The organism is Nonomuraea aurantiaca, from assembly GCF_020215705.1.
Classification (GTDB): Bacteria; Actinomycetota; Actinomycetes; order Streptosporangiales; family Streptosporangiaceae; genus Nonomuraea; species Nonomuraea aurantiaca.
In genome coordinates, this window is the sequence record NZ_JAIWNB010000033.1 from 60,702 (window position 1) to 76,430 (window position 15,729).

Annotated in this window: 13 protein-coding genes; 6 read left to right on the forward strand and 7 right to left on the reverse strand. The window is 65.7% G+C overall.

From position 1 onward, the window contains the following. Positions 1-350 precede the first annotated feature (350 nt). From LDL49_RS47125 to LDL49_RS47135, 3 genes are all read right to left on the reverse strand, one after another. Positions 351-791 (reverse strand): hypothetical protein, encoded by a 441-nt coding sequence (locus tag LDL49_RS47125; RefSeq protein ID WP_225301469.1) that lies wholly within the window; start codon positions 789-791, stop codon positions 351-353. Between the two features lie 656 nt (positions 792-1,447). Beyond that, on the reverse strand, positions 1,448-2,476 hold the full coding sequence (locus LDL49_RS47130; RefSeq protein ID WP_225301470.1) for a ParA family protein: 1,029 nt from the start codon (positions 2,474-2,476) through the stop codon (positions 1,448-1,450). A 1,413-nt stretch (positions 2,477-3,889) separates the two neighbouring features. Beyond that, positions 3,890-4,687, reverse strand: coding sequence for a hypothetical protein (locus LDL49_RS47135; RefSeq protein WP_225301471.1), 798 nt, complete (start codon positions 4,685-4,687; stop codon positions 3,890-3,892). Positions 4,688-4,767: 80 nt separating this feature from the next. On the opposite strand from LDL49_RS47135, the gene LDL49_RS59485 reads away from it, so the two are divergent. Together LDL49_RS59485 and LDL49_RS47145 are read left to right on the forward strand one after the other, a co-directional pair. Continuing rightward, positions 4,768-5,712, forward strand: a complete 945-nt coding sequence (locus LDL49_RS59485) for a TniQ family protein (RefSeq protein WP_225301472.1) — start codon at positions 4,768-4,770, stop codon at positions 5,710-5,712. A gap of 202 nt (positions 5,713-5,914) precedes the next feature. Next, entirely contained in the window at positions 5,915-6,673 is a 759-nt protein-coding gene (locus LDL49_RS47145) for a TnsA-like heteromeric transposase endonuclease subunit (RefSeq protein ID WP_225301473.1), read from the forward strand. Positions 6,674-6,732: 59 nt separating this feature from the next. On the opposite strand, the gene LDL49_RS47150 is transcribed toward LDL49_RS47145, so the two are convergent. Both LDL49_RS47150 and LDL49_RS47155 read right to left on the reverse strand, forming a co-directional pair. Then, positions 6,733-7,647, reverse strand: coding sequence for a DUF1731 domain-containing protein (locus LDL49_RS47150; RefSeq protein WP_225301510.1), 915 nt, complete (start codon positions 7,645-7,647; stop codon positions 6,733-6,735). Between the two features lie 172 nt (positions 7,648-7,819). Next, entirely contained in the window at positions 7,820-7,975 is a 156-nt protein-coding gene (locus LDL49_RS47155; RefSeq protein WP_225301474.1) for a hypothetical protein, read from the reverse strand. A 979-nt stretch (positions 7,976-8,954) separates the two neighbouring features. Between LDL49_RS47155 and LDL49_RS59490 the strand changes: the two genes are divergently transcribed. From LDL49_RS59490 to LDL49_RS47170, 3 genes are all read left to right on the forward strand, one after another. Continuing rightward, positions 8,955-9,392, forward strand: coding sequence for a DUF6461 domain-containing protein (locus tag LDL49_RS59490; RefSeq protein WP_225301475.1), 438 nt, complete (start codon positions 8,955-8,957; stop codon positions 9,390-9,392). Between the two features lie 1,764 nt (positions 9,393-11,156). Beyond that, positions 11,157-12,677 carry a DNA primase family protein gene (locus tag LDL49_RS47165; RefSeq protein ID WP_225301476.1) on the forward strand — a complete coding sequence of 507 codons (1,521 nt, stop codon included), beginning with the start codon at positions 11,157-11,159 and terminating at the stop codon, positions 12,675-12,677. Then, positions 12,674-13,078 (forward strand): DUF6009 family protein, encoded by a 405-nt coding sequence (locus tag LDL49_RS47170; RefSeq protein ID WP_225301477.1) that lies wholly within the window; start codon positions 12,674-12,676, stop codon positions 13,076-13,078. Before LDL49_RS47165 ends, LDL49_RS47170 begins: the two co-directional genes overlap by 4 nt. Before the next feature lie 322 nt (positions 13,079-13,400). On the opposite strand, the gene LDL49_RS47175 is transcribed toward LDL49_RS47170, so the two are convergent. Next, a complete protein-coding gene (locus LDL49_RS47175) occupies positions 13,401-13,655 on the reverse strand; it encodes an alcohol dehydrogenase catalytic domain-containing protein (protein ID WP_225301478.1) in 255 nt (84 codons plus the stop codon). 411 nt (positions 13,656-14,066) lie between these two features. After that, positions 14,067-14,903, reverse strand: a complete 837-nt coding sequence (locus tag LDL49_RS47180; protein WP_225301479.1) for an isocitrate lyase/PEP mutase family protein — start codon at positions 14,901-14,903, stop codon at positions 14,067-14,069. A 310-nt stretch (positions 14,904-15,213) separates the two neighbouring features. On the opposite strand from LDL49_RS47180, the gene LDL49_RS47185 reads away from it, so the two are divergent. Then, positions 15,214-15,687 (forward strand): winged helix-turn-helix transcriptional regulator, encoded by a 474-nt coding sequence (locus tag LDL49_RS47185; protein WP_225301480.1) that lies wholly within the window; start codon positions 15,214-15,216, stop codon positions 15,685-15,687. The last annotated feature ends 42 nt before the right edge of the window (positions 15,688-15,729 follow it).

A 15,729-nucleotide genomic window follows, 5' to 3' on the forward strand; every position in this document is an offset into this window, starting at 1 on the left:
CGGGTCGTAGACGTCGACCTCACGCGAAGCGCCGTGTGACGACAGGCTGTCCAGCGGCCCACAGCAGTGATCCAGCGCCTTTCACATGCACCTTCTGAGCTCGCCCCGCACCTGATCAACCAGAGTGGCGGCCCTCTGAGACCCCACCCCACCGCTGGCGACATCCAGCGGCTGGAGGGGCTCTCGGCACCGTTGTGGGACATCTCGTCTGGTCGGCCATCGCCCCTGACCGACCGCGGCCGGTGATGGCGGACAAGCGCTTCCGCACTCACAGAACCAGGCCGCTCCCCCCACGCTGTTGCCGAACCAGCGTGGAAGCTGTGTGTCATCCGCCCTGTGTCAACCGCTCCCTATCTGCCCGAGGAGATGGCCGCGTCGTCAGTGGAGGGACTGGAGTCGACGCCGTCATCGTCGAGCAGGTACGCCTCCACCGCCACGGAGACCAGCGTGGACAGGTGCTCTGCGCCGGTGTCCTGTACCAGGTCGTTGAGAATGTCGAGCTCGGCTGGACGGAACTGGACAGGCCACAGTACCCGCCGGATGCCCGGCCTCGACTTCGAGCGCAGGTTTCTGCGGGGCGGGAAGTGCGAGCCGTTGGGGCGGCTCACCTCCAAGCGGGCCCTTACCAGGAAGGCCAGCATGTTCTCTGACAGGAAGTGGTCGATGGCGTCCATGGCCAGCTGCGCGTACTCGATGCCCTCGCTGCGACTCATCACGCGCGCCCGCTCCTTGGCCTCGGGCTTGACGTAAATGCTGACCTGCTCGGGCGTCTGGTAGGCGCTCGAATTCACTCCGGTGGCAGCGGAGGGCCTGGGCATCGGTCGCGGCGCGGGCCTGGCAGGCTGGGGCCGGCTCTGCAACACCTGCGCAGGCGCGGCGAGCTGTGTTTGCGGTACGAGGTCAGGGCGCCGGCGCGGCTCCGTCTCCACCGGCCTGGACGGCGCCACGGAGGCCGCGGCTCCAGAGGCCGGCACCGCAGATCCGGGCGTTGCACCCCGTGACTCCGCGGAGGCCGGTGTTGCGGGAGCCGGTGTCGCGCTGCGCGCCTCCTGCTGCTGAGTGGTGATCGCCCGACCTGGAGCCTTTCCCTGAGGCGAGGTGGTCTGTCCCTCCGGCTGCGGACGGGCCGACGCAGCGGGACCGTTTCCTTCGACCTGCGCGGGAAGTCCCCGATTCACAGGAGTGAGGCGGGAAGGCGGCGCCGCGGACTTCTCCAGTGCCCCGCCCCTGGACTCGGACTCGCCGTCGGAGGGACCCCTCTGGGGCGGAGGCACAGCTCGCTGGGAGGGCGGCTGTTGAGTCTCCGGCGGGGTGGCGGCGGCAGGCTCCTCAACGGCCGGCGACTGGGCGACCAGCGAGGCCAGTCCACTCTGCCCGCGTTTGCCCCGCGCCCTCGTCATCCCGCCCAGCTTGGGCTGGGGAGGCTTGTCGTCGAAGAATTCCGTGGTCACGCGTACGCCTCCGCTTCCAGTTCCATGGCTCGCTTGATGATCTCAGCGGTGGCCTCCTCCATCTCGATCGCGGAGGTCTCGGCCGATTCCGTGCTGAGAGTGAGTTGGTGCTGCTTGGCGTGCCGCTTCCAGTCGGAGCCAGCCGTGAGGTCGGCCAGTTCGGCGAAGACGCGTCCATGCTTTCTGCACTGGTCGGCGACGTTCACGGCCCGGGTGATCACGGTCTGGAAGATCGGGATGCCCGAGTCACCGAGGACTTCCGTGATCTCCCGCCGCTTCTTGGCCAGGAAGCCGATCTCCTTGAGGCCGATCACCTCCCCGTCCTCATTCCGAATCTTGCGCAGATGCTGCCGGTCGAAGCCGAACAGCAGCACCCCCAACGGGGTGATGCTCGGATTGAGCCGCGTTGCGACGTCGAACACCTCGCTGACGCCCTCAAGGCCTTGAATGGCGCCTTGGTCGAAACACACGGGGATGAGCACGTACTCGGCCGCGACCGCCGCGAGGTGCTGGAGATCGGCCAGGTTTGGGGGACAGTCGATAAGGATCCACTCATAGTCGTGCGCCACTTCGGCGAGGGCCTCAGCCAGGCTCAGCAGGATCTCCCGCCTCGGGTCGATGGACCTGGTGCCGATCATCGAGGCGGTGATCCTCTTGAGGACCTTCCCGCCTGGTACGACGTCCAGTTGCGGTCGCACGTCCTTGATGATGTGCAGAGGGCCTGTGCCCTCGACCACGTCGATGACGCTCTGGCCCTCATCGTCGCCGGGCGTTCCCTGATGGCCCAGGTCCAGTCCGAGATTCCCCTGTGGGTCGAGGTCGATGGCGAGCACGCGCTGTGACGATCCGGCGCTGTGCAGGGCGGCTGCCAGTTGAGCTGAGATGTTGGCCGTCGTGGTGGTCTTGCCTGCGCCTCCCTTGTTGTTCAACACGATGATCACTCGCCTCAGCTTAGGCCGGATCGACTCGACGATCTCCTGCACGCTCAGCGCTCCACTTCTGCTGGCGGTGTGGGGGAAGGTCATGGATTTGCTCTCCTGTGCATGCCGACGACTTGGTGGAAGCGCCTTCTGGGCGGCGACGGGCTGAGCGACAGGCGGCCCGGTTGTGGCGACGGTACTTCCGTCACATTCCTAACAGATCAGCCTTGCCCGTGCCACGTTTCTCGCGGGTGTGTCGCCGATGTCGCTCGGTTCAACGGGGTCGCCGAGACGGGGCTGTGCCGTTTCGCGCGCTCTTCCATGCGTCGGCCCGCGATCCCCCGGATCCCCCTGTGCCCGTATTGGGCATCCATCTGGCCCGTGTCCCCTGGGGGAATCGGTCCGCGACGTGGTCTCGCTACCGTGCACCCAGTTCTCATCACGTGTTGGACGCTGCTGTCACTGCCTGTCTACCTATTGGCTGGTATCCCTATGAGTGCGCCTGTGATGCTCATAGTGTCACTCTGTTTGATTCACCTGAGCATTTTCCTGTTTTGACATCAATCTTCATCACGATTTATAACCCTGAGATAGATCCTATGGACAGACATAGTGATGTATTTATGCATAACTCTATGCTTACATTTATCTCAACACCTTTCAACATCATTATCTTGACACCTATCATGATACCTATTACTCGATCTGACCAGGGGGAACGCATCTCGCTAACCATAAATGATCTTGCTGGGGGTCGTCTATGCCAAGCAATAGGAGAAGGTCATCATGTGCTCGTCTACGACGACCTTCGTGCTACATCGAAGCTCCTCATAAAAATTAGCAAGGCGGCCTACAGTTAGGCGTCCCTCACGAATCTCAAAGCCGACCGCTGAACCAAAATGGCTGTACGGAGGCAGGCGGGGCGGCCCCTTTGTGGCCCCGGCTTCCAGTTGCGGCAGGCCATCTGCGGTTTGAACCGGACGTACATCGCTTGCCCGATCTCATCGAGCTACGGATTCCTCTCAACGGAGGGCTTCCTCGTCTCGGCATCCCACACAACCGGAGGAAGGCTGAAGCTCTCTAGCTGGCCAGGCCGACTCCCCGAACGACATGGGACAGACGTCGACCGGGATCCCGCCTCCATACGCCCGATGAACTGATGATCCCATATTTAGCAGCAATGTACCGTCTTTCCTCCGCCGTACCCTTACAGGGTCGTATGGCCCGAACGTTCGTGCGGAGGACGACGGACCGCCTGGCCGGTCGTCTCGAGCTCAATGCAGAAGGCCGACCGCTGACGTCGCCACTCGAGTACTAACTCCCACCAACGAACCGAAGCCGTTCTACCGCCACCAGCCTCGTCTCGGCGCCACCCCGTCTGCAGCGAAGCCAAAACCGCTCCCGGCGCCCTCTCCCCAACGCAGTAGGTGTGACCTCGCTACATCAGAGTCACCCTGACGCCGGGCATCCGCTGACTCCAGACCTCATCGTCTGTCTGAAGGCTGGACCGGAGAGCACCTACGTGTCGCCGAACCGTGCACGATGGTGTCCAGCGGCAAGCGTGGCGGCGGTGGCATGAAGCTCTCCCAATTGCTCACGGAACGAGGCATATCGAGGCTCGTCCAGCGAGTCTACGATCTCCTGGACCCACCAGCCGATCTCCCGCAGCGTGGAGTAGTGAGCCGGCGACAGCGGCCACTGCATCTCTCTCACCGCCCGACGAAGGCCGATGAGGCACTCCGCCATCTCGTCGTCGATGAGGTGATCAAGCTGAGAGCGGGAGGCCACCAACTGGGCGGCCGCCTCCCACAACGCCAGGGCATGGCGGTCGTACCAGAGCGCCTCAGCGGAGGTGCTCTCCGGTGGCGTCCTCGACAACCGGTGTGCTCGTTCCAGCCGCTCACTTCGGCCTAGCCCCAGCCGAGCGGCCCGATGCCGGAGAAGCCGATGCTCCACCGCCTGCCGGCTGCGCACATTGAGCGGCGGTGCCATGCGGATCATCGCGATCTGCATGGCGCGCCCCAGTTCCAGCAGTTCGTGCTCAAGGCGCTCCGCCTCATCTGGACGATGAGGACAATGAAGACGTATGTAGGCGAGCACCCACAGCCCGTCGAGAACGTCGTTCGACGTCACCCAATCAGGAACCCTGCGGCAACTCAAGACGTGCTGGATCACGGCCAGAGGGTGCTCGGCTGGATCCTTGGTCTCCAGCGCGACCAGATCGGGGTCGCGTACTTCCCGCCGACGCTGTACGATCCGCTCAATGGCCTCCTGACCTGCGGTTTTACTGATCTGAGGAAGGACGCGCTTCGCCATGTCAATAGTGTATTGACAAATATGATCTATGGCGGCGCGGTTGCCGTGGAACCTCTAGATTCGGATGTCCGCCGTGGACGATGGTCGAGGCGTTAGGGCTGGATGTACGCGCGTCAGGTGACGTCCGTTCACTGGCGTACGGCGTCGTTGCGACGCCGGAGACGTACAGAGCGATCGAGGCTGCTACAGGCGTGAGCGCCGAGACAGTGCGTGGGATGCACCTGGAGATGTTCGACGGCTCGGTCCTGGATCTGGGAGGCGTTCATGTGGGCGACAAGGAGTCAGTCCGTCGTGCAGAGGGTCGTGAGTGGGTGCAGTTCTTCGGCAGCCGGGCATGCCCGACGTGCCTGGCGGCTTCGGACGGAGCGTGGCTGGTCTGGTGGAAGCTGGGCTGGGCCGCGGTCTGTCCCGCGCATAGGACGCTGCTGGTGGATCTCTGCCCGAGATGCCGCGTTTCCGTGCGACGGGGTCCGGCCGGGCAGCCTGCGCGTCTGTCTCGCTCACGGATGCCGGCTCCGTTGCGGTGCGGCGCGCTTCTCAGCGGGGCCGTATGTGATCAGCCGATCCCGCAGATCAGCACGAGTTGGGTGAGTGGCAAACTCGCTGATCAGCAACAACTCGTGCTTGAGGTGGCGATGCACCGTCGGCCCGCGCTGATCGCAGGTCAGGTGGTGAGTGCCGGTCAGTGGTTCGCGGTCTTGAAAGCGACGGCGATGCTGGTCCGGCCTGGGGTGCCGGAGGTTCTCCCTCTGTTGGATGTGCCCTCTGGATGGTCAGGGCGCGCTGGCCGCAGAAGTTGGTGGACAGCGGTGGAACCGGGCGGGGCCAGTAGGTCGCTTCGGGATGGCTCCGCGGACGGCGTTGGTGTCTGCGGGACTGCTGGCGGTGGCTTTGGAGGTGGCCGCGGCGGAAGGGGAGTCGGAGCTGGTGGCCCGGTTGATGCCACTGGCCGCCGCCGCGCGGATGAGATGGAAGGAGCGGCGGCCAGATCTGTTGACGCAGGTGGCTCTGCCGTCAGTTTTTAGAGCAGCCTTGGATGCCGTGCTCGGTGGGCAAGCTCACCGGCGGTGAGCGGGCCAACGGGGGTGGCCTGAGATGCTTGGCCCGGAAAGTGAGGACGAAGTCAACCACGGAGCGCTAACGTGACCTTCGTCACACGATTCTGCTCCGCGTGCCGACGCTCTGGATGAATGCGAGCAGCCGCTTCTTACAGTCTTGGGAGGCGTGATGAAGGCTGCCGACCTGCAGTTACGCAGCGTCCAGGTCCGCTACCTGCATCCGGACGGGCAGGAAGAGCAGCTTCCGCTGGAAGCTGCCGCCGAGGTGGCGTTCGAGAACTGCGGCGCGATCCGGCGGATCCCGCACCGAGCCGATCAGGCGCACACGCCGAGCACGCACTGGTCATCCACGACGAACCGGATGATCGAGTGTGAGTCGTATCTGGAAAGCGTCTGGATGACGATGCTGGACTTCGACCCCGAGGTGACCGGCTTCTCCGGCCAGCCGATGCAGCTGTTCGGCGTGGACAATCGCGGCGTCTGGAAGGCCACGCCGGACCTGTTCGTCCGCCGGGTGGACGGCTCGGCGACGGTGATGGAGGTCAAGAACCCCGGCCGGTTGAACGACGCGAAGGTGAAGGCGACCGCCGAGCGGGTCGCGGCCTGCTGCGCAGTGGCGGGCTGGGGCTATGAGCTGGTCGGCGAGCCGCCCGGGCGGCAACGCACGATCAACGTGCTGGCGTTGGCGGGCTATCGCCACGAAATGGTCGGGGTGAGCGACTACCGCGCGCAACTGCTGGCGCTGGCCGGCGAGCCGGTGCCGCTGGGGCAGCTGGTCAGCTTCACCGCCGAACCGCTGGTAGCCCGCGCGGTCGTGCTGCACCTGTGCTGGACCGGCGAACTGGCCGTGGACCTCTCACGCCCGTTAGAGGACACCACCATGGTCTGGGCCGCTTCGGCGATCAGCGACGCCGGAGCACGCCCATGAGCGAGCCGGACGAGGCTGGGGCGGCCGGCGGCCATGAAGTCGCTGGAGGAGCCAAAGACTCACATGGTGGAGCCAGGCCCGCCGCGCAGGCGTCGCACGAGGTCGTCGGCGGCCTCCGGCCACTGCGGGTAGTCGAAGGCGAAGCCCGCTTCGAGCAGGCGGCAGGGGACGACGCGGCGGCTTTTCAACAGGAGCTCGGTGTCCGAGCGCAGCGCGAACGCGCCGAGCTCGGCCATCCACTTTGTTGCGGGCAGGCCCACCGGAACACCCCACGCGGCGCGCAGCACGCGCATGAACGTGCGCTGCGGTAAAGGACCGGGAGCGGCGAGGTTCACCGGCCCGGCAAGGTCGTCCCGGTCGGCCAGGAACTCGACGGCGCGGACGAAGTCGTGGTCGTGGATCCAGGACACGTACTGCGCGCCGCCGGCGACCGGGCCGCCAAGTCCGAGGCGCGCGAGCCGCAGCAAGACCTCGAAGACGCCGCCACGGTCGGGGCCCATCACCATGGCAGTGCGCATGCTGACCTTGCGCGTGTGCGGGGTTTCGGCTTGCTCCTGCGCCCGCTCCCACGCTTTCGCGATCTCAACGCTGTAGGCCCAGTAGCCTGGCACGTCCGGTTCGTTTCCGCCGAGCACGCCGGCCACCTCGTCGTTTGGGGCGTCGAAGCGGTGGGAGTAGAGCGTGGCGGTGCTCATCTGCAACCAGACCCGGGGAGGCCGTACAGCGGCCGCGACCGCCTCACCCACCACCCGGGCGGAATGCACCCGCGAATCCATCATGGCCCGCAGATTGTCAGGCGTGGAGCGACAGTTGACGCTGCGTCCGGCCAGGTTGATCACGACGTCGCTGCCGTCGAGTTCCTTCGCCCATGGGCCAAGCGCCTCGGCATCCCAGCGGACGTCGCGATCGCGCACCGGCCGCCTGGTCAGGATGACAACGTCATGGCCCGCGGCGGTCAGCGCGCGACTGAGGATAGTGCCTACCTGCCCGGTTCCCCGGGTATCACGATCTTCATCCGGCTTTCCCTAAAGGTGAGTGGGACAAGCCTAGCGCGGCTGGCTGAACGCGTTCAAAAGTGGCTCTTGCCGCGACTTGGGAACCGCCAGGCCTGTGACGCACCGGGATCCCAGATCACCGCGCACCTTGTCATGCCTCATCGTGAGCGCCGCCTGGTCGAACGTCGACGTCCACGACCACCGCTTCGGGCGTCTCGTACACGCGCGAGCCATAGGTCGTGTCGCAGGTGCCGTGCAGGTAGCTCAGCTGGAGCTCTGTCGGCGCGCGCACCTCGTATGTGCGCACTTCCTGGATCCCGTCACTGACCGGCCGGGGCGGCCAGCCCATCGCGGCCGGTCCACTGCGACCCGCCGGAACGGCTCCGGCACGCCCTGCACGGTGAAGTCCCACGTGGGCACTCGCACGTCCCCCCGGCTGCTGGGCATCGTGGCCTCGCCTCTCGCCACCGCGAGCACTCGCAACGGCCGGCAGCCCCTGGTCGAGCACTCCTCGTCGACGAAGGACTCAGGCTTGCTGAGTCCGGCGTAGGCGGCTGTGACGGCCAGGACCGGGACGCTCAGTGTGCCCCCATCGGCGCAGCGCAGCACGGCTGGGGTCGGCACCTCGACCGAGAGCTCGGTCTCCCATCGGCAGTGATCGGCGCTCGGGCGGAACCGCAGGCCGCCGCGAGCACCAGAAGCACTGCGGCTGGAAGTATCCGCATATCCGGCAGACGTGCCGGCGGACGCCGCGGTTCGCTCAGCCGCGCCTCGGCTCGGGTACGCCCGTCTCTAGTCCGCGGGCGGCACGGGTGCCACCTTTCGCCCTCTACTCTTCCGCCCTACCACTCGGCCATCGCGCCGGACATCCAGTTCGTCCACGGCCGGACCGACAAACGCGCGTCGCGAACGAGCCAGATCCCCTTCAGAGGCGATGTCTGGAAGAGCAACCAGTGGGACGCCCGAACCGTGTTCGGATCGTACTATCACGTTGAATGACGTTCGGTCGCCCTATTTAGACGTATATCCAATTGATAGTGCGCAGGTAGAGGCCTGGCTCCGCTATCAAGTTCCGAGACGCCAGATAGTTCCTGTCCGACGGCCTTGCAAATGCCGGTACAGCACGGGGGGATGTCAGGAGACCTGGCAGTAGGCCGTCGGAGATGTCAGTAGCGCACGTGTATCGCCGGAGGTTCGGCCTGGGAAATGATGACGCTCTGGCCCGGCGGCTGGCGTTGGTGGTGGCACCGGCGTACGGCGAGTCGTTCGCGTCGTGGATCGATCGGATGGCCCTGCGGAACGGATGTCCGCCCTGGACGATCGCCGAAGCGTTGGGGCTGGATGTACGCGCATCAGGGCCCGCGAACGCTGCGGCGACCAGCTCTCCTACCAGCCCGGACCGTTGCTCAGCGCCGCTGCGATGCTACGCCGCCCAGCACCACCTCACCTACGCCGTCAACGGCGAACTCGTCACCGACATCAACCCAGCCTTTCCTATTGACCGGCATGGCGCGGACCCCAACCGGCTAAATCGTCACCTCCGTGAGCTGGGCATCGATCCCGCCGCCGCCGACCACATCGACAACCCCATCCCAGTGGCCCTGGCGATCGCCAGCAGAATCACCGGTGTCGTACTCACTCCGCAACACGGCAGCTGGAGGCGCTGCAGCTGCCGGCTCTGCCTTGACCGCTCTTCGCCGATCTCGGCACCGTGCCCGACATGACTCTCGGCATCGCGATGCCTCTCCGCCAGTGGGGCTCATCGACGCCTGCATGGACAACGACGCCAGCGTCGAGACCGTGGACGGCAATCGCCGGCGGGCCCATCTTGCGCGCAGCATCCGCAGGGCCGGTTGTGGTAGGGCAAGGTGACAGTGGCGTGAACACCAAGACCAAACGGATCATGCGCCAGATGCACGGGGGGCCGGCTTCACGCTGCTCCGCCACCGCATCCTCTTGGCCTAACTCTCCGTCACCACCGAAAGAGAGACAGAGCCGAGGACTGGACACTCCCCACGTGGGGGTCAACGTGCCCTCGTATCGATTCCTTGGGTCGGCCCGGTCGGTCATTAACGGTGGAGACGCCGGGCCAGGGGACGCAAGGTCAACAACGCTCCGTCACCGCATCGACAGCGAGAGGGAGTAGGAGAAATCGTGTCCCAGCCCACGACTAGGGAACCGTACGGGCGCACACCGGGACCTGCGCACCGTCGGTAGCTCATGACCGGGGAGTGAGGAGACTGCGGCCGCATGGGCGGCCGCCCTCAGCAACCTGGGTAAGGAGCCGGCCGATGTCGCATGCCGAATCGGGGGCGGGTCACCCCTCATCTGACTCCTGGCGATGGCCGACCGTAGGAGGTCGCATTACAGGGGCCGAGCCGGCGCTCAGCCTCGTCTTCCTGGACACCTTCCGGATCAGCAGGCCCTCGGCTGCAACTGGCTCGGGGACCGCTCTCCGCTGGCCCCCGAATACGGGCGACCTGCTCCGGCTCCCGAGTCACCGCAGCCCAGCGGCCGAAGCGATGCCAATCGCGAGCTAGGGGTGCCAGCTGGTGTCCTTGGCATGCGCTCGTTCGCCAATACGGGGGGTGAGTCGCTTCGGTCGCTGTTCACGTGAGAATGTCCATGTTCGCCGCATGTGCGGGAATCCTGCTGAGAGCAGAACTCAGCGACCAGAGACTGTGTTCCGCTCGCCTGCTTCAGTCGCTGCCCCTTGAGTCGCTGGACAAAATCCCAGGTCAACGCTGGTATTGGGCTTTGTGAAGCGACCGAAGCGACGCTGGGTGGGGATATATATCGTCTACAACGCTTCTCTCTGGCGACGTCATAAGTACCGGCCTTCAGTAGCTTCGGTCGCTCCACCGACCGCTGACAAGCTTTTCACCAGGCACTCTTTCAACAAGGCGCCAGCGACTCAAGCGCCCGTGTGTCGAGCGACTCAAACTTCAGTCGCTGCCGTGTCGCCGCAGCGCAATGCCACGCTCCCACTGTGGTGTCGGCTAGTGTGTACTACCGTCTTCGAGTCCCGGTCGCTTCAGTCGCTTCAGTCACCCCAACTACAGCAGCACTCGACAAGGATCCGCAGGCAGCGGCTTGGGAAGAGCCGCTGCCGAGCGCACTACGGGAAGGGATCATGTGACTCAGCGACTTCGCCACGACGGTCACCATCCCGGACTTGTCTCCCCTCACTTCTCTCCCGTTGCCCGTCGGTGTCCCCACACAGCTGGCGGGCGTGTGGTGCTGGGCCGGGCCTCCGATCCCATGGAGGCGGGTGTATGTGTCAGCAGGGGAGAAGGCTTTCAGCCCGAAGTGATCAGCGTTGAGCCGGACGATGTCGCCACCCATACACCGGTGGCCGAGGGACACTTGGTCGACAGCAACGCGGAAATGCCTCCTGGTGGAGCCGGTTCGGCCCGGCCGTACCCCGATCTCCCTGCGTGCGGCAGGACCGCCGGCCCGTTTAGCTCGTACCATCCTGAAGGACGATCATGACCCCCTCAACCGGCCCGGGGGGCTTCGACCCGGTGGCCGTAGCTCAGCAGATTCTCGATCTGTCCGACATCTCCGCCGAGCAGGCCCCCTCGCGGGTGCGCCTGTCCGAGGAGCCCGTCGCTACGGGCAACGGGTTGTTCCCTGACTCGCTGACCGATCGCGGCAACGCCAAGCTCTTTGTGGGGCTGTACGGCAGAGACTTTCGGCATGTCCCCGGCATGGGATGGTTCCGTTGGGCAGGGCATCGCTGGGTCCTGGATGAGAGCGACGCCGTCATGTGGGCGGCGGGTGAGATGGCCGAGCAGCTGGCCGTGTTCGACGCGCGAGGCCGTTACTCCTCGGCCGAGCTCCGCCGTCACCGGCGCAGGGCGTTGTCGACTACGGGGATGAACGCTCTGCTCGCGCAGGCCAAATCCGCCCCTGGCATGGTGTTGTCCCCTGCGATGTTGGACGCCGACCCCTATGCGCTGTGCACTCCGGCGGGCGTCGTAGACCTGCGTACCGGTGGGATCTCACCGCCAGACCCGGCCACGCACCTGCATTCACGCTCCACCACTCTGTCACCCGAACCCGCCCCGACTCCTCGGTGGCATCGTTTCCTCAATGACACCTTCGGTGATGACGCCGATGGCCATCAGACGATCGACTTCCTTCATCTTCTCCTGGGTTATTCAATCACCGGTGACGTCGGCGCCCAAGTCATGCCTTTTCTGTACGGGCAGGGTAAGAACGGCAAGTCGGTTCTGGTCGAAGTGATGCTCCAACTCATGGGGGACTACGCCGATGCGGCCCCGCCCGGCTTCCTCATGGCCAAGGCCTTCGACGGGCACCCCACCGACTTGGCCGAGCTGCATGGCCGCCGCATTGTCGTCTGCTCGGAGCTCAAACCGGGCGATCGCTTTGACGAGGCCCGCGTCAAGCTCCTCACCGGCGGCGACAAGATCAAGGCCCGCCGGATGCGCCAGGACTTCTTCAGCTTCGACCCGACGCATCACCTCTGGCTGCTCGGCAACCACCGCCCCGAGGTCGCCACGGGCGGCTTCGCGTTCTGGAGGAGGCTGCGGCTCATCCCGTTCGAGCGCGTCGTGGCGGAAGAAAACAAGATCGACAACCTGGCGCGCATTCTCGTCCAGGAGGAGGGTGCCGGAATCCTGGCCTGGCTGGTCGACGGAGCCCGCCGCTATCTGAGTGGTCAGAGAGATTTGTCCGGCCCTCACCGGGTAAGACTTGCCACCGATGCGTACGAGGCGACGGAGGACGTGGTTGGACGGTTCATTACGGAGGCATGCAAGCTCGGCCCCGCACTACGTGCCGAGCAAGCGCATCTGTACACGGCTTACACTCGTTGGTGCGGAAGCGAAGGAGCCACCCCGGTATCTGCCCGGGCCTTCGCCTCGCGGGTACGAGACACACTCGGGATGGCGTCACCCAAGGAAATGCTTCTGTCCAACTCTCGCAAGTTCTATCCAGGGCTCGGTCTGATCTCCGATCTCGACGATGAAGGGCTGTCGCGATGAGTGCCTCGATCAATCCCGATGACCTCATGTACGAAACCGAGCTGGTGTGGCTCGAAGACATCGGCGCGCTTGACTATGTCCGCCAGAGCCTTGATCGCCTGCCGAGCCGTCGTCGCAAACCCGTCTACCACCGAGACGGTCGAATGGTGGGGTACGCGGTACTCGGCCCGGAGGCGAAAGGTTCGCCCGCGTCGGGGACCTTTCGCCGCCGTGTCTTCTGGCTGGCTCCCCACGATCGTGATCAGCAGCCGACGGGCTTCTATTCCACGGGAGCACCCGTGGAGGCGATCGACCCCCGGACCTTGGAGCCTCGATCCCCGGGCCGGAAGACCGAGCGATCGGAAGGCGGCCCTCCGTCGCCCGCCATGGTGGAACTTGGGATCACATTGGACAAGGCTTGACTCGAGCGTCGTCGGTCCGTACCTCTGACGCTGGTTGAAACCGGTTCTCGCAGGGCGCCCGAGCGATCAACGGCGATGACCCGGGCACTTGCGGCCCGGACGACGGGCAGCGCCGCCTCACCGAGGTTACCGATTGCTCCCGCGATCACGACCGTTTCGCCGGACCGGAGTCCGCCTCGATGCAGGAGTGAGACGTGCGTGGTGGCGTACGAGACGGGAAAGGCGGCGGCCGTCAGGTCGTCCAGGCTGCAGGGGACCGGCAGTACATGGGCGGCGTCCACGACGAGCTGGTCGGTATAGGCGCCCCAGCTCACGAGGGTGATCATCGCCAGCCGAGCGCGACCGTGGTCACGTCGGGCGCTGTCTCGGTGACGACGCCGAATAGCTCGAAGCCGGGGACGAGCAGGTCCGGAGCGGGGATCTGAACGTCACCTGACAGCTGGACGAGCTTCGCGAAGTCGAGGCCGATCGCGGCGACCCGTACGCGGACCTGGCCGGGGCCCAGAGCAGGGTCCGGGAGCTGACGTAGCCGCAGGTGCTCGAGTCCGCCGGTCTCATCGGCAGCAAGGACGAACATGGCTGAGGGCTCCTCAGTTGGGCACGGAATCCACGGTATTGCGCCGCGAGGTGCCGGAAGGTGCCTTAGTTACCGTACGTTCGTCCAGACCAACTGGCGGATGCGATCCGAGACTTTAACCCACCGGACGGGAAGCACGGGGCTGCGAAGCTCGGGCCGGCGCTTCCTCTCCCACCGCTGAAGAAGCGCGCCTGGCAAGCCTTCGCCATCGGCTCACGGCCAGGGGTCAATTGCCGGCCGGCCGGTGCACCACCCATGATCCGGGCTCCACCGGGCCGATGATCGGTGGAGCCCGCAAATTCGGTTCCGACTTCGCCCTGCCCGGGACGCGCCAGGGCGGTCGTGGTCGTGTGACATCGTCAGCCGAAGGGCTCGATCGTGCGCGGTGGCGCTGGCGCCCCGGCGTCGTTCCTACTGGAACGGGTTGGTGTCGGCGACGAGGGCGGGCAGGAGCGTGGCTTCGAGCATGCTGTAGAGGTGGCGTTGCACCATGGGTCCGAAGGTGATCCTGGCGACTCCGAGTGAGGCGAGGGTGGCCAGGGAATGGGCGCCTCGGCCGTAGGCCACGTTGACAGGGCCGGGAATGTTCTGGGTGAGGGCTTTGATCACGGTGGGGTCGCCCACGCCGATCGGGTAGACGCAGTCCGCGCCGGCCTCGAGGTAGCGCCTGCCGCGCTCCAGGGTGGTGGCCAGCTGCTCCTCCGGAGATCCTGCACGGCGCAGGAACGCGTCCGTGCGCGCGTTGATGACCAGGTCCACGTTCAAGGAGCGCGCCGCCTGGCGGACGGCGGCCAGGAAGTCCGCCTGCTCCCCGACGTCCAGCAGTTGCCCGGTCGCCGGTTCGGAGTCCTCCAGGTTGAGTCCTGCCGCCCCGGTTGCGGCGAACCGCTCGACCAGTTCCGCCGGCGCCAGCCCGTATCCGCGTTCGAAGTCCACGGTCACCGGTACGCGCACCGCCTGAACCATCCGCCGTGTGGCGTCCAGCACCTCCTGTACCGGAGTCGCCTCACCGTCCTCGAAACCCAGGATCTGGGAGGTTGCCGCGCTGCTCGTGGCCACGGCGGAGAAACCCGCAGCCTCGACCATCCGCGCCGAGGCCGCATCCCATGCATTGGGAAGCACCACCGGTGCACCCGCCACGTGCAATGCGCGCAACACCGCCGCCTTCGGCGTCGGCGGGGTCACACCGCTCGCGGGGACAGTGGTGGCATCATCGACGGTCGTGCTCCTGCTGGCTGAGTCACTCATCGTGTTCATTCCTCTCAACGTGGATACGTATGGGGGGCCGATGCCCCGCGGACGGGCTTTCACGCGGTCGGCGCCTGCGGCCAAGGCGCTGTGCCGGGCGGCGAACCCCCTGCAGGCGATGCGAGTACGGTGACGCCGTCCTTGGAGCCTGCAGGCCTCCGCCACCGCGCAACCTCCTGGAAAGATCAGGCACACATCTATCGATGAATTGGCCTGACGGTGTGGAGTCGTCGGCGATGGCCAGGTGGCCGGCCGGTGGCACCACCTTCGAATGAAGTGGTAGCGTGATGCTAGCTAGCATACTTTCATCATGCAAGAAGTGGGGAGGCGCATGCTGGGCCGGACGTACGAAGGCGAGGACTGCTCCGCAGCGCGGGCATTGGAGCTGGTCGGTGAGCGTTGGAGCCTGCTGATCCTGCGCGACGCGCTCTTCCGGCACTACACCCGGTACTCCCAGTTCCAGAGCAGCCTGGCCATCGCGCCGAACATTCTGGCCAAGCGCCTCAGTACCCTGGTCGAGTCAGGGATCTTCCGTACGCGCGCTCCTGAGACTCGGCCGGGCCACCAGGAATACGTGCTGACCGAGATGGGCCAGTCGTTCAAGCCCGTCATCATCGCGCTCACGCGGTGGGGTGATCAATGGATCAGCCCGGGACCTGTGGAGTTCGTACACCACCAGTGCGACACGGAGGTCGAGCACGAGATCCGGTGCGCCGCCTGCGGGGACGACCTCCCCTTGGCTGACGTTCAGGTCCGGCTGCGATCACCTCAGCCGGCCGGGTAGCGATCCCCGGGCCATCCGATCGGTTGGTGCGCGGAACGCGAC

What these genes read in the sequence shown, in the direction of transcription:
- LDL49_RS47130 (WP_225301470.1), bottom strand. Translation starts at nt 2,476, where the DNA reads ATGACCTTCCCCCACACCGCCAGCAGAAGTGGAGCGCTGAGCGTGCAG.
- LDL49_RS47135 (WP_225301471.1), bottom strand. Translation starts at nt 4,687, where the DNA reads ATGGCGAAGCGCGTCCTTCCTCAGATCAGTAAAACCGCAGGTCAGGAG.
- LDL49_RS59485 (WP_225301472.1), top strand. Translation starts at nt 4,768, where the DNA reads ATGGTCGAGGCGTTAGGGCTGGATGTACGCGCGTCAGGTGACGTCCGT.
- LDL49_RS47145 (WP_225301473.1), top strand. Translation starts at nt 5,915, where the DNA reads ATGAAGGCTGCCGACCTGCAGTTACGCAGCGTCCAGGTCCGCTACCTG.
- LDL49_RS59490 (WP_225301475.1), top strand. Translation starts at nt 8,955, where the DNA reads ATGGCCCTGCGGAACGGATGTCCGCCCTGGACGATCGCCGAAGCGTTG.
- LDL49_RS47165 (WP_225301476.1), top strand. Translation starts at nt 11,157, where the DNA reads ATGACCCCCTCAACCGGCCCGGGGGGCTTCGACCCGGTGGCCGTAGCT.
- LDL49_RS47170 (WP_225301477.1), top strand. Translation starts at nt 12,674, where the DNA reads ATGAGTGCCTCGATCAATCCCGATGACCTCATGTACGAAACCGAGCTG.
- LDL49_RS47175 (WP_225301478.1), bottom strand. Translation starts at nt 13,655, where the DNA reads ATGTTCGTCCTTGCTGCCGATGAGACCGGCGGACTCGAGCACCTGCGG.
- LDL49_RS47180 (WP_225301479.1), bottom strand. Translation starts at nt 14,903, where the DNA reads ATGAGTGACTCAGCCAGCAGGAGCACGACCGTCGATGATGCCACCACT.
- LDL49_RS47185 (WP_225301480.1), top strand. Translation starts at nt 15,214, where the DNA reads ATGCAAGAAGTGGGGAGGCGCATGCTGGGCCGGACGTACGAAGGCGAG.